Source organism: Veillonella orientalis (assembly GCF_018406505.1).
Classification (GTDB): Bacteria; Bacillota; Negativicutes; order Veillonellales; family Veillonellaceae; genus Veillonella; species Veillonella nakazawae.
Genome location: NZ_AP022322.1, coordinates 970370 through 985541, shown reverse-complemented (window position 1 = coordinate 985541; position 15172 = coordinate 970370). Strand labels below are relative to the sequence as shown.

8 protein-coding genes are annotated in these 15172 nt (G+C 33.7%); all 8 read left to right on the top strand.

Features of this window, described 5'->3' with window-relative positions:
* Positions 1-5 precede the first annotated feature (5 nt).
* The 8 genes from VEIS1202513_RS04460 to rsmH all read left to right on the top strand — a co-directional run bounded on the left by VEIS1202513_RS04460 (position 6) and on the right by rsmH (position 15170).
* Entirely contained in the window at positions 6-323 is a 318-nt protein-coding gene (locus tag VEIS1202513_RS04460) for a hypothetical protein (RefSeq protein ID WP_005386222.1), read from the top strand.
* A gap of 140 nt (positions 324-463) precedes the next feature.
* A complete protein-coding gene (locus VEIS1202513_RS04455) occupies positions 464-3373 on the top strand; it encodes an insulinase family protein (RefSeq protein WP_213467932.1) in 2910 nt (969 codons plus the stop codon).
* Positions 3374-3490: 117 nt separating this feature from the next.
* Positions 3491-4456 (top strand): tRNA glutamyl-Q(34) synthetase GluQRS, encoded by a 966-nt coding sequence (gene gluQRS, locus VEIS1202513_RS04450; protein WP_213467931.1) that lies wholly within the window; start codon positions 3491-3493, stop codon positions 4454-4456.
* A 128-nt stretch (positions 4457-4584) separates the two neighbouring features.
* On the top strand, positions 4585-4959 hold the full coding sequence (locus VEIS1202513_RS04445; protein ID WP_105093907.1) for a CoA-binding protein: 375 nt from the start codon (positions 4585-4587) through the stop codon (positions 4957-4959).
* A gap of 9 nt (positions 4960-4968) precedes the next feature.
* Positions 4969-5289: a thioredoxin gene (gene trxA, locus VEIS1202513_RS04440; RefSeq protein ID WP_005386226.1), complete on the top strand. Its 321-nt coding sequence runs from the start codon at positions 4969-4971 to the stop codon at positions 5287-5289.
* Between the two features lie 378 nt (positions 5290-5667).
* Entirely contained in the window at positions 5668-13398 is a 7731-nt protein-coding gene (locus VEIS1202513_RS04435) for an ESPR-type extended signal peptide-containing protein (protein WP_213467930.1), read from the top strand.
* Positions 13399-13796: 398 nt separating this feature from the next.
* Entirely contained in the window at positions 13797-14228 is a 432-nt protein-coding gene (gene mraZ, locus VEIS1202513_RS04430; protein ID WP_213467929.1) for a division/cell wall cluster transcriptional repressor MraZ, read from the top strand.
* 9 nt (positions 14229-14237) lie between these two features.
* Positions 14238-15170, top strand: a complete 933-nt coding sequence (gene rsmH, locus VEIS1202513_RS04425) for a 16S rRNA (cytosine(1402)-N(4))-methyltransferase RsmH (RefSeq protein WP_213467979.1) — start codon at positions 14238-14240, stop codon at positions 15168-15170.
* Positions 15171-15172: the final 2 nt, after the last annotated feature.

Genomic DNA, 15172 nt, shown 5'->3' with positions numbered 1-15172 from the left:
TATTTATGGATAGTCTACGTAGTTTTATGGATGAAATGCTCAATGACCAAGGTCGTAAGGAAGGTTTCATTAGCGATCTACTAGGAAATCTAAAAAATCAGCCTATTCCAACATTGGAGCAAGCTCAAACTGGTTATACTACGGTAAGTAATTTACATGGCATTTTCTACGATTATGATAAGGCCGAAGTTACTATTTCTTATAAGGTAGTACCTGATATGTACCCACCGTATACGTTAAGCTTTGTACAATTCCAAGCCGTGTTAGAAGGCTTGTTAACCTTGCGCCGCAATCAAAAGTGGCAAATGCAACATAATAAATAAAATGAACCCCATAGGTGGTAATGCCTATGGGGTTTTGTGTTTCGATAATTATTCTTAACATCTATATATAGAGTTGTCGATGTGTTATAATGAATTGTTAGGAAGAAATTAATTATATTTATATAGAAAGAAGGGACAGCATGGAAATAAATAAGGTTTATTCTGGCTTTCGCCTTGACCGCATTGAGCGCATTGATGAGATCAATGGTACCGCTTATGAAATGAAGCACGAAAAGTCTGGTGCTCGTTTAATTTATATTGATTCACCAGATTCTAATAAAGTATTCAATATTGCGTTTAGAACAACACCTCACAATAGTACCGGTGTGGCACATATTATGGAGCATTCTGTTCTATGTGGTTCTCGAAAATTCCCATTGAAAGAGCCCTTTGTTGAACTGGTAAAAGGTTCTTTAAACACGTTCCTGAATGCTATGACATATCCGGATAAAACAATGTATCCTGTAGCCAGCAAGAACGATAAAGACTTCCATAATTTGATGGACGTATATCTTGATGCAGTATTCTACCCACGTGTTCGTGAAGATGCAGAAATCGTAATGCAAGAAGGTTGGCATTATGAGCTAGAAAATGCAGATGATGAACTTACTTACAAAGGCGTTGTATTTAATGAGATGAAGGGTGTTTATTCATCTCCTGATTCTGTATTGGAACGCCAAATGATGCGCGAGCTTTTCCCAGATACGACTTATGGTGTTGACTCTGGTGGGGATCCTGATCATATTACAGATTTAACATATGAAGAATTCCAAGAGTTCTACCGTGTCCACTATCATCCATCTAATAGCTATATCTTCTTATATGGTGATATGAATATTGAAGAGCAATTAGCATTTTTGAATGATGAATACTTAAGTCATTTTGATGCTATTGAGGTTCATACCGAGGTAGCTCTACAAGCTCCATTTACAGAAGGAAAAGTAGTGAGCTATCCATATAGTGTAGGTTCTGAAGAACCAACAGATAATCGTACATTGCATTCTTTTGCGTATGTATTGCCTGATGTAACACCTGAACATAGCTTGGCTTTTGAAGTGTTAACACATGCTTTGTTGACATCTCCAGCGGCGCCTCTTAAACAGGCTTTGGTAAAAGCTGGTATTGGCTCTGACGTAAGCGGCTATTATTTAGATAGCATTCGTCAACCTATGTGGACAGTACAAGCTACGGGCTCAAACTTAGATAAACAAGCTGACTTGCAACGCATCGTAGAATCTACCTTACAAGAGCTATGTGATAAGGGCTTAGATAAAGAATTATTAGAAGCTTCTTTGAATAGCATTGAATTTGCTCTTCGTGAAAGTGATTTTGGTGGACGACCTATTGGGTTAGCATATATTATCCGCATGATGGATAATTGGCTATACGATAATGATCCATTAGAGTTATTACACTATGAAGAGGCGTTAGCGAATATTCGCAAAGGTTTGGCTGGTACATATTTCGAAGATTTAATTCGTCATTCTATCTTGAATAATGACCATAAGGTTCTTGTATCTATCTATCCTGAACGTGGTCTTCAAGAGCGCAAAGATGCAGAGGTTAAAGAACATTTAGCTGCTGTAAAAGCGAATATGACAAAAGAGGAGATTGACGCGATTGTAGAACAAACAAAACGCCTTAAAATTCGTCAAGAAACACCAGATAGCGATGAAGCTCTAGCATCTATTCCATTGCTCGAGTTATCTGATTTAAATCCTAATATGGAAGCTGTAGAACGCCGTGAAAGTAAAATCGGTAATACTACAGTACATTTTGTACCTACTTTCACAAAGGGTATCAATTATGTAGGCTTGTACTTTAAATTGAACAGCCTCACAGAAGATGACTTATTCTACGCTGATATTTTAAGTGATATCCTCGGTCGTGTTGACACATCCGAGCGCGGTTATGAAGCACTGGCTAAAGATATCAATATGAATTTAGGTGGATTGAGTTCTGACATTACGGCCATTAGTAAAGATGGTAAGCGTGATGAGTTTACACCTCTTATGATTGTGCGTGCAAAAGCATTACATGCTAAACTACCTGATTTATGCCGCTTGATTAATGAAGTGGTACAAAAGGCAGATTACAGTGATGATCGCCGTTTAACTGAGCTTGTTCAAGAAAGCAAAGCTATTTGGGATAATGAGGCATTCCGCCGCGGTAATTCTATCGTAAGTCAACGTGTTATGGCTCAAGTATCTGCAGTTGGCAAGTTTAGAGACAATGGCAATTTAGGGTACTATCAAAAAATCAGCGAGCTAGCATCTAATCCAGCAGCTTTGCCATTATTACCAGAAAAATTAGCTGAAGTAGCTCGAAAAATTTTCCGTGCTAATAATGTAGATATTATGTTTGTCGGTGAAGAAGGCGAATTAGAAGCTTTTAAAAACCTAATGAAACCATTGGTTGACACTTGGGATACTGCCGAATTGAGTAATGATGTATTACAAATCACTCGTCTTTCCGGCAATGATGGTATCGTTACAGCTGGTAAGGTTCAATACGTAGCTCAAGGTGGTAATTTCATCGATCATGGTTTCAAACATGTTGGTCCCATGAGCGTATTAGAAACGATATTACGTTATGAATACCTTTGGATTCGTATTCGTGTTCAAGGTGGTGCTTACGGAGCATTTGCTAATTTCTATGATGATGGCAATATGATTTTCTGTAGTTATCGTGATCCTAACTTGTTAGAAACTTTAGATGTATATAAAGAGTTGCCTCAATACCTTCGTGACTTCACATTGACTGACCGTGAAATGCGTAAGTATATTATTGGTACTATGAGTTCTTTAGACTTGCCAATGACACCTGCATTGCGTGGACCACGTGCAATGGGTATGTACTTCAGCGGTGCTAAATTAGAGGACAAAGTAGAGTTCCGTAAACAAGTGATTGCATGTAAGCCAGAAGATATTGTTGCACTAGCAGATGTGGTAGAACCTGTACTGAATGATAATCATATTTGCACAATGGGTAACGAACAAAAAATTAAAGATGCTGGTAATGTTTTTGATAACATTGTGTCTTTAGGCTAAATAATTTTATATCTATAAATGATATTGCTTTAATTTTTAGTTTGACATATCTTTGAATGGATAAGTGGCATATTCATAATGAATATGCCACTTGTTTTCTGCTATAGGAGAGTTCTCATGAAAGGTAGATTTGCGCCTAGTCCAACAGGATATATTCATCTTGGTAATGTGTGGATAGCACTTTTATCATATATCTCCACACGTCAACAAAACGGAAAATATGTTGTACGGATGGAGGATATAGACCTGCAACGGTCAAAACGAGAATTAGGTGAAGCTTTACTAGATGATTTAGAATGGCTTGGCTTTGAATGGGATGAAGGGCCTCGTGTAGGTGGACCTGAGGTATCTTATTGGCAAAGTGAAAGACAAACAAATTATGCAGACATACTAGAATATCTAGCATTAGAAAAACTAATTTATCCTTGTTTTTGTAATAGAGCACGGCTACAATCTATCGCATCAGCGCCTCATGCAGGAGAAGTAGTTCATCGTTACGATGGTAAATGTCGCCATTTATGTGATTTTGAAATACAAGATTTACGTAATATTAAAGAGCCATCTTTGCGCCTATCCGTGAATACTTGTGATTTAAATTTTGATGATCGCTGGCAGGGGGCTCAACATATCCATTTAGAATGTGAATTAGATGATTATGTATTACGTCGTGGTGATGGTATGTATGCTTATAATTTGGCAGTTGTATTAGATGATATAGCTATGGGAATAACTGAAGTTATTCGCGGTAATGATTTACTTGATACAACAGGGCAACAATTATATTTATATAACACATTACAACAATGCTATTCTTATAAAGATATAGAAGTTCCTAAGTATGGTCATGCCCCACTTTTAGTAGATGCGGATGGAAACAGACTTTCTAAGCGTCAAAAGAGTATTACAATACGTGAACTACGAGAACAACAATGGTCAGCCTCTAGAATTTTAGGAGAGTTAGCTGTTGCAGGGGGGCTTATAGATAGTGCTAGGCATACTCATCCACAAATAAGCCTTTCTGATTTAATTCATTTAGACCTATCAGTTCCTAGTTTGAGGCAAAAAACAATTGTCATTGAATGATACTAGATACATTGATTTTAGTTCTAAAATGTTTGCTAAAAGCGTATAATTCGATAACTATAAATTTCGATACATTACATTGACAAAATTCGATATTTATTTATAATAGTATATAAGAGGTGGTCAAAATGACAATTCAACAAGCTTTAGATCAAAAGGTGTGGGCCGTTATTGGAGCCACCCATAAAACCGAAAAGTTCGGCTATAAGATTTATAAATGTCTTAAAGATCATGGATATGAAGTATATCCCGTTAATCCTAATGTTGCAGAAATAGATGGAGACAAGTGTTACTCTAGTCTTTCTGTACTTCCTGTTGTACCAGCTGTTGTGGATTTTGTTGTACCAGAATCAGCGGGTTTAGCTGCACTTGATGAATGCAAAGAACTTGGCATTCCAACTGTGTGGTTACAACCGGGAGCGGATAAACCATCTGTTGTTGAAAAAGCACATGCTTTAAACTTGCATGTCATTCAAGATTGTGTATTAGTTCAATTACCGTAGGAGGGTATAATGAGCGAATTAAAAGAATTAAAAACTGCTGAATATCAAGATTTAGTAAATCAAGGTGGCGTAACTGTTATTGATTTCTGGGCTCCATGGTGCGGTTATTGCGTACGTATGATGCCAATCATCGAAGAAATTGCAGGTGAGCTTGAAGGTAAAGCTAACTTTGTAAAAGTAAATGCAGATGAAGAACCAGAATTAGCACGTAATTTACAAGTTGAAGTATTGCCTACATTTGTTATCTTAAAAGATGGCGAAGTAGTAGACCGTAAAATTGGCTTCTTGCCAAAAGGCGATCTTCAAGGCGCTATTGAATCTAAATTCTAATAATCGGAATAAAACTATATAAATAGAGGCAAAAAAACCTCATCAATGTATAAAGCATACATTGATGAGGTTTTTTTCATAATTTTTATAGAGGTAAATAAAAAGTATCGTATAAATATAAAATTAAATTAAAATATAAATTTTCATTTTACATAATTCAATATTATTAATAACACAGTGTTTATGCGGATAATTACTTATTTTTGAATGAGTAAAAAATGAAGCATAAGTTTAACTTATTAATTTTTTTATGGAAATTTAAAATAATATATGGTAGTATTATGTTAAATATTGTGAATGTTTAGTGAAAAGAGTGCAATATTTGATTTATTTCTTCATTGTGGGGTGAGAGCCACAAATGTTGGGAGGGAACTTAATATGAATAAGGTATTCAAAGTTGTATGGAGTGCAACGAAGCACGCTTATGTCGTAACGTCTGAGTTAGCTAAGTCTCACCAAAAATCTGCTACTACAATTGTAGCAGCTGTTATTTTGGCGGCTAGCTTTTCTGGAGGTGTTGCTAATGCATCCAGCCCTGAGGATTGGGCTAGAGCTGATCTTATTGGTAGCCAAAGATGGTTAACACCTGATCAAAATGCTTGGGGTCATATGCAAGATCAACATCAAGTTGATCCACAACAATTAGATCAACAGCAACAACAGCAACAACAACAGCAACAACAACAGCAACAACAGCAACAACAATGGCAACAACAAGTGCCGCAACAACAACAGCGACGTCAACATCCTCAAGTGCCACAACAACAGCAACAATGGCAACAACAAGTGCCACAACAACAGCAGCAACAACAAATCCCTAAAAAAGGCGGTTCCAATGGTAATACCGTAATTAATAACTACTATACAGTTGTAACTACTGATGTTGAAAATGTTAAGAAAAATACACATAACATTAACGTTGTAAATAAAAAGGTAGATATCAATACTACTAATATTAATACTGTTAATAATAAGGTTGAGAGTGTAAAAACTGACATTAATAAAATCAATGCTAATATTACTAATATCAACGCTAAAGTTGATAAAAATAGCAAAGATATTGAAGGATTAAAAGGTCAAATTGGCACTACAATCACTAACATTAAACAAGACATCACAAATATTAACAATAATATTGATGCTAAATTTACTAAAATTAACAATGATATTGATGTAAAAATCGATAATAAAATTACAAAAATCACAAATAATGTTGTTAATAATGTAAATACTAACATTGATGCTAGTGTAAAAAAACATATTGAAGCTAATAATACCAACATTATTAATCAAGTAAATCAAAACATTAATACTGCAGTTCAAAATAATAACACTACAATTTTGAACAAAGTTGATGAGAAGATTGAAAATAACAATACTACTATTATTAATAATGTTAATAAAGATGTAGATGTTAAGATTAATGATATTAAAACAAATATCAATAATACGAAAAATGAGTTGAACACTAACATTTCTAATGTTAAAAATGAACTCAATCAAAATATCAACAACGTTGATATTAAAGTTAACAACAATAAAAAAGCAATTGATAATTTAACTGTTAATGTTAACAATAATAGTAAATCTATTGCTGATTTAACGGCTAAAGTTGAAAATAACACCCAAAATATTGATGCTAATAATACTTTCATCATGGAAAACCGTAAATTTATCGGTGATAACAAAAAAGCTATCAACGAGAACAAAAAAGCCATCGATGAATTGAAAGGTAAAGTTGGCACAACAATCAATAATATTAACACTACAATTGATAATAAGATTAATGAAAATAACACTAAGATTATCAACGAAGTTAATCACAATGTAGATGTTAAAATCAACGATAGCAAAACTAACATTATTAGTGAAGTTAACAAAACAATTAATTCTAAAATTGAAGCTAACAACACAACTATTATTAATAAAGTAAATAATGATGTTGATACTAAGATCAATGCTGTTAAAACTGATATCACAAATATCAACAATACAGTTAATAATGTAAGTGCAAAAGTTGATTCTAATACTACTAACATTACTAATAACACTACAAATATCAACAAAAATGCGACTGCAATTACTGAATTAAACACTAAAGTTGATAATCAAGGTAAAGTTTTAGTTAATCATGAAGGTCGCATCCAGGAGCTTGAAAAAGACAATAAAACTATTAAAACTGATGTAGCTAACACTCAAAATCAAGTTAATATCAATACTAAAGATATTGCTGATTTGAAAGGTAAAGTTGGTCAAAATATTGGTAATGTTCAAGTAGATATTAAAGATATTAAAAACAACATCACTAATATCAACAATAAAGTTGAAGCAAACACAGTTGCAATTAACAAGGTTGATGTAAAAGTTGATGGTGTTAAAGGTGACTTGGATGGCCTTAAAGGTGACTTGGATGGCCTTAAAGGTCGTGTTGATCGTCATGACCAACGTTTGGACTACTTGCAAGACAACATTGCAGATAACTCCACACGAATCTCTATTGTTGAAGATGGTGTAAAAGCTAATACAAAAGACATTAATGTAGTTGGCACAATTGCAATGGAAAACCGCACACTTATCGGTGCAAACCAAAAAGCTATCGATGAGTTAAAAGGTCATGTTGGCACACAAATTACTAATATTGAAACTACAATCAATAAGAAGATTGAAGCTAATAATACTACAATCCTCAACAAAGTAGATGGTAATATTGATGCTAAGATTGAAAAAAATAACACAGTTATTAACAATAACATTAACAATGTAAATGCTAAGACTGAAGTTAATGCCAAAGCTATTACAGATAATAGTAAACGTATTGATGCTAATTCTGCTCGTATTTCCAATAATGAAAAAGCAATCAACGACTTAAAAGGTCATGTTGGTACACAAATCACTAATATCGAAAATACAATTACTAATAAGATCAATGAAAACAACACAGTAATCAATAAAAATATTGATGCTAAGATTGAAGCTAATAACACTACAATTCTTAATAAAGTAGACAATAACATCGATGTTAAGATTAATGCTAATAACATTAAAGTTGATCAAAAAATTGATGGTGTTAAAGGCGATTTAGATGGTCTTACTAAACGCGTTGATCAAAATACTAAAGACATCAACGTAGCAGGCACAATTGCTATCGAAAACCGTACACTTATCGGTGCTAACAAAAAAGCTATTGATGAGTTAAAAGGTCATGTTGGTAATCAAATCACAAATATCGAAAATACAATTACTAATAAGATTAATGAAAACAATACAGTAATTAATAAAAATATCGATAATAAGATTGAGGCTAACAATACGACTATCATCAATAAAGTAGATCAAAATATTGATGCTAAAATCAATGCTAATAACACTACAATCATTAACAAAGTTGATAAAAACATTGATGTGAAAATCAATGAAAATAACAAACAAATCAACAATAAGATTAATGAAGTAAATGTTAAGGTAGATGGTGTTAAGGGCGATGTAGAAGGCTTAAAAGGTCGAGTAGATCGTCATGACCAACGTTTAGACTACTTACAAGATAATATTGTAGATAACTCTACACGTATTACTGTAGTAGAAGATGGCGTTAAAGCTAATGCTAAAGATATCAATGTTGTGGGTACTATCGCTATGGAAAACCGTAAATTCATCGGCGATAACAAAGCTGCAATTGATAAAAACACAAAAGCTATTGATGCATTAAAAGGTCAAGTTGGCACAACAATTAAAAATATCGAAACTACAATTAATAATAAGATTACAGAAAATAATGTAACTATTAATAAAAATATCGATACTAAGATTGAAGCTAACAACACTGTTATCAACCAAAATATTGATAATAAAATCAACAGCAATAATACAACAATCATTAATAAAGTAGATCAAAACATTGATGCTAAAATCAATGCTAATAACACTACAATTCTTAACAAAGTTGATAAAAACATCGATGTAAAAATCAATGAAAATAACAAACAAATCAACAACACAATCAATACTAAGATTGGTGATGTAAATGTTAAGATTGATGGCGTTAAAGGTGACTTGAATGGTCTTAAAGGTGATTTGGATGGCCTCAAAGGTCGTGTAGATCGTCATGATCAACGTTTAGACTACTTACAAGATAACATTGCTGATAACTCCACACGTATCTCCGTAGTAGAAGATGGCGTGAAAGCTAATGCTAAAGATATTAATGTAGTAGGTACAATCGCAATGGAAAACCGTCAATTCATTGGCGATAATAAAGTTGCTATTGCAAACAACACTAAAAATATCAACATCAATACTAAAGCTATCGATGAGTTAAAAGGTCAAGTAGGTCAATCCTCTACAGTTATCAATGATATTAAGAAACAAATTACTAATATCAATGGTAAAGTAGAAAATAATACTACAAATATTGCTAATAACACAACTAATATTGCTAACAATACAACTGCAATTAACAATGTAAACGTTAAAGTTGATGCTAATGCAAAAGCTATTGTAGACAACAGCAAACGTATTGATGCAACTAATGTAAAAGTAGATGCTAATACTACTAACATTGCTAACAATACAACTGCAATCAACAACGTAAACGTTAAAGTTGATGGCGTTAAAGGTGACTTGAAGGATCTTACTGCTAAAGTTGATAAAAACACTAAAGACATCAACGTAGCTGGTACAATTGCTCTTGAAAACCGTAAATTCATTGGCGATAACAAAGTAGCTATTGCAAATAACACTACAAACATCGCAAATAACACTACAAACATTGCTAATAACAAAAAAGCTATCGATGAATTAAAAGGTCAAGTTGGCAATACAGTTAAAAATATCGAAACTACTATTAATAACAAGATTACAGAAAATAATGTAACTATTAATAAAAATATCGATGCTAAGATTGAAGCTAACAATACTGTAATTAATCAAAATATCACAAATGCAATTACTGAAAACAACAAGGAAATTAACAATACAATTAACAATGTAAATGTTAAAGTTGATGGTATTAAAGGTGATATTGATGGCTTGAAAGGTCGCGTAGATCGTCATGATCAACGTTTAGACTACTTACAAGATAACATTGTAGATAACTCCACACGTATTACTGCAGTAGAAGATAGTGTTAAACTAAATACTACAAATATTGCGAACAATACAACAGCAATCAACAATGTAAATGTTAAAGTTGACGGCATTAAAGGTGACTTGAACGGTCTTACTAAACGTGTTGACCAAAACGAAAAAGACATCAATGTAGCTGGTACAATCGCTATCGAAAACCGTACATTGATTGGCAATAACAAAGCTGCTATCGACAAGAATGCAAAAGCTATTGCTGAATTGAACGGTAAAGTTGGTACTACCATCACTAACATCGAATCTACTATCAATAACAAGATTGAAGCTAACAACACTACAATCCTTAATAAAGTAGATAACAATATCGATGCTAAGATTAATGCTAATAACACAACAATTCTTAACAACGTTAATAAAAACATCGATGTAAAAATCAATGAAAACAACAAAGAAATTAACAACACAATCAATACTAAGATTGGTGATGTAAATGTTAAGATTGATGGTGTTAAAGGTGATGTAGCTGGTCTTACTAAACGTGTAGATCGTCATGATGAACGTTTAGACTACTTACAAGGTAATATTGTAGATAACTCTACACGTATCAGTGCTAATGAAGATGCTATCAAAGCATTAAAAGGCCAAGTTGGTACAACAGTTACTAATGTTGAAAACACAATCAATGCTAAGATTGAAGCTAACAACACAGTAATTAGAAACGATATCAACACTGCAATTACTAATAACAACACTGTTATTAACAAAAACATTGAAACTGCAATCAACGAAAATAACACAACAATCATTAACAAAGTTGATCAAAATATTGATGCTAAGATTGCTAATAACAACACAGAAATCAATAAAACTATCAACAGCAAAGTTAATGAAGTAAATGTTAAAGTTGAAGCTAATGCAAATGCAATTGCTAATAATAGCAAGTCTATTACTGATATCAAAGCAAATGTTGCTAATATTAACAATAAAGTAGAGTCTAACACTACAAATATTGCTAATAACACTGCAGCTATTGCTAATGTAAGCAAACAAGTTACAAATAATACAACTAACATTGCTCACAATGCAACAGCTATTGCAAATATTAGCAAACAAGTTGCTGGCAACACTGCTAACATCACAGATGTAACTGCTAAAGTAAATGCTAATACTGGCCGTATTGAATCTAATACAACAGCTATTAATAACTTAACTGGTAAAGTTGATGCTAACTCTCAAGCTATTGAATCCTTGAAAGGTCAAGTTGGTAAAGGCAATACTACAATTGTTAATGTAGCTCAAAAAGTAGAAAATATTACTCAAAACATTAACGCTCAAAATAGTAACATCCAAGCTAATACTATAAACATTCAAAATAACACTTCCAATATTAATAACATCAAAGCTAATGTTGTTAACGTTGAAAAGAATGTAAACAATATTAAAGCTGATGTGACAGTAGTTAAAGCTGATATCACAAACATCAATGCTAAAGTTGATCAAAAAATCAATATTGTAAACAACAACATTACTAACGTTAAAAACGATGTGAAGAGTATTGATGCTAAAGTTACAAATATTGATAACAAAGTTACTAATATTAACAATAAAGTAACTAATATCGATAGCAAGGTAAATGATATTGATGTGAAAGTTAATAATCAAAATACTGTCATCAACAATATCAAAACTGATGTATCTGGTTTGAAAGATCAAGTTGGCAAAAATACTGAAGCAATTAAGAACTTACAAAATGTAAGCGCTGATGTAAACAAAGTAAAAGAACAAGTTAATGTTAATACTCAAAAAGCAAATGCTAACGAAGAACGCATTAAAAATGTTCAAAGCCAAGTTTCTGTTAATACTGAAGCAATCAAACATAACACTGAAAACATCAATATTAACAAAGCAGCGATCAAGCAAAATGCTGAAGCAATTCAAAATACTAATGTAACTGTACAAAAAGTAATCAACAAAGTTGATGAACATAGTAAAGTTATTAACGATGTATCTAAACAAGTTAATACTAATACAACTAATATTGCTAATATTAATAATGTTGTTAACCAAAATACAACTAATATTACAAATGTAACTAACCAAGTTAATGCAAACACAAGCAATATTAGCAAAGTATCTAGCCAAGTTAATACAAATACTACAAACATCAACACTCTAAATGCTAAAGTTGATACTAATGTTACTAATATCACTAAGGTAGATAATCGTGTAACTGCAGTAGCTAACCAAGTTAAAGAAAATGCACAATTAACAAAAGCTGTTGGTACTCTAGCACTAGAAAATCATGAAAAAGTTAGTGTATTAGGTTTACAAGTAAACAAAAATACAGAAGACATTTCTAACAATGCAACAGCAATTGCAAATGTAAATACTAAAGTTGATGAAAACGTTACATTAACTAAAAACATTGGTGCTATTGCATTAGAAAATAATGAAAAAGTTAATGTATTGGGCTTACAAGTAAATAAAAATACTCAAGATATCAGTACATTAGCAGAAGCTGCAAATTATAGCTTGAAAGCTTCTAACATTGCATTACAAGATCATGCAACACTTGTACAACACGATGCACAAATCGCAGAAAACTCTCGCCGCATTAGCAGCGTAGAACGTGATGTTAAAGTGGTAGGTGCTAATGCAGCAGCTTTGGCAGCATTGAAACCTATCGAATACCATGAAGGTCAAAAAGCTCAAATTATGGCCGCTGTTGGTACTTACAAAGGTAAAACATCTACTGCGTTGGGTGTAGCTCATTATGCAAATCCTGATTTGTTAATCCATGCTGGTGCAGCTTATGGTGGTGACCATAGCGTAATGGCAAATGCTGGTGTAACAATCGGTATTGGTAATGCTCCTACAGCTCCTAAAGCATCTCCTGCAACTGTAAAAGTTCTTGAAGACAAAGTGGCTGATTTACAAGCACAAAACAAAGAAATTCGTGAACTTCTTGATAAAGTGATTGCACAACAACCACAACAAGCTCCAAAAGCAGCTGTAAAAACAACTAAATAATATGCCTCCCAACCGATGGGTTACATGATAATCTATCGTAGGTATAGAAACCGCGTAGCAGAAATGCTACGCGGTTTTCTTTTTGTGTGGATGTGTGGTGATTATCTCCATATATATCTTTTTATTTTGGTGTAATGGAGTGGATAGCTATCTTGTAGTGGGGATTAGATACAGATAAAACTATATAAATCCTCTTGGTGGTAGATAGTGGTTTTTATAATCCAATTATTATTTTTTTCGAACATATGTATCGAAGAAAAAACGAGAAAAATAGAGATTATGAAAGAAAAATATAAAAAAGTGGGATAAAAATGGATTTTTTATTGTGAATGGTGGGGAATTGTGGTAGAATTTACCATATAGTGGTGGATAAGGAATAGTAAAGGGCGGTGATACGTATGTTCATGGGAGAATATAATCACACCATTGATACAAAAGGGCGGATGATTATACCCGCGAAAATACGTGAACAACTAGGCGAAGTATGCATTGTTACTAAGGGCCTAGATAACTGCTTAGCTATTTATACCGAAGAAGCGTGGAAGAAAATTTCTACAGCTTTACAATCACAATCCTCCACTAAAGCTAGCGTACGTGCCTTAAAACGTTTTGTTTTTGGTAGTGCTGCTGAGCTTGAGTATGATAAACAAGGTCGTGTCCTCATTCCTGTACCACTACGTGAATATGCGAGCCTTGATAAACAGGCCGTTATTGTCGGTGCTGGGGATCACGTTGAAATTTGGAGCCGCGAAAAATATGATTACTATGATAATCAAGTGGCTGAAAGTATGGAAGAATTAGTCGAAGGGCTTGAAGGGATTATGTTATAGGAGGCTATGATGGAATTTAATCATACCAGCGTACTTTTACGCGAAACGGTGGACTCCGTCGTAACTAATCCAAAAGGCATTTATGTGGACTGTACCCTTGGTGGGGCAGGACATGCGCACGCAGTGGGCGAAATGCTTGACCCAGAAGGCATGATAATCGGTTTAGATCAAGATGAAGATGCATTGAGCGTAGCTCGACAGCGTCTATCTGATTTAAAGTGTCAGGTGTTAACGATACCGACAAACTTTTCTAACTTAAAGGAAGCCCTTCAAAATGAGGACATCTATGAAGTAGATGGTTTTATCTTTGATCTTGGCGTATCAAGTTATCAATTAGATACACCAGAACGTGGCTTTTCATATATGAATGATGGTCCACTTGATATGCGAATGGATAAGGAAGCACCATTAACAGCAGAGGAAGTTGTTAATGAATATGATGCTGAAGCACTATTGCAAATTATCCGTGACTATGGTGAAGAACGATGGGCTAAGCGAATTGTTGAATTCATCGTTAATGCACGTCAAGAAAAACGAATAACCACTACTGGTGAGTTAGTTAGAATAATTAAACAAGCAATACCTGCGAAGGCGCGTCAAGATGGACCGCATCCGGCAAAACGGACGTTCCAAGCCATTCGCATTGAAGTAAATAGAGAATTAGCTATCTTGCATGATAGTTTTGTAGATGCTGTATCCATGTTGAAACCAAAGGGGAAAATTGGGGTTATCACATTTCACTCCTTGGAAGATCGAATTACAAAACAAACTTTCAAAGAGTTGAGTACAGCATGTATATGTCCTCCAGAACTACCGATGTGTGTATGTAACCACAAAGCTGTTGTGAAGGCGAAGAATAAGGCTATAGAGCCAAGTGCAGGGGAGATTGAGGTTAATCCGAGGGCTAGAAGCGCGAAGTTGCGCGTAGCCGTCAAGTTGTAGAA

Coding starts and splice junctions, on each gene's coding strand:
- trxA (WP_005386226.1), top strand. CDS start 4,969: ATGAGCGAATTAAAAGAATTAAAAACTGCTGAATATCAAGATTTAGTA.
- VEIS1202513_RS04435 (WP_213467930.1), top strand. CDS start 5,668: ATGAATAAGGTATTCAAAGTTGTATGGAGTGCAACGAAGCACGCTTAT.
- gluQRS (WP_213467931.1), top strand. CDS start 3,491: ATGAAAGGTAGATTTGCGCCTAGTCCAACAGGATATATTCATCTTGGT.
- mraZ (WP_213467929.1), top strand. CDS start 13,797: ATGTTCATGGGAGAATATAATCACACCATTGATACAAAAGGGCGGATG.
- VEIS1202513_RS04445 (WP_105093907.1), top strand. CDS start 4,585: ATGACAATTCAACAAGCTTTAGATCAAAAGGTGTGGGCCGTTATTGGA.
- rsmH (WP_213467979.1), top strand. CDS start 14,238: ATGGAATTTAATCATACCAGCGTACTTTTACGCGAAACGGTGGACTCC.
- VEIS1202513_RS04455 (WP_213467932.1), top strand. CDS start 464: ATGGAAATAAATAAGGTTTATTCTGGCTTTCGCCTTGACCGCATTGAG.
- VEIS1202513_RS04460 (WP_005386222.1), top strand. CDS start 6: ATGGATAGTCTACGTAGTTTTATGGATGAAATGCTCAATGACCAAGGT.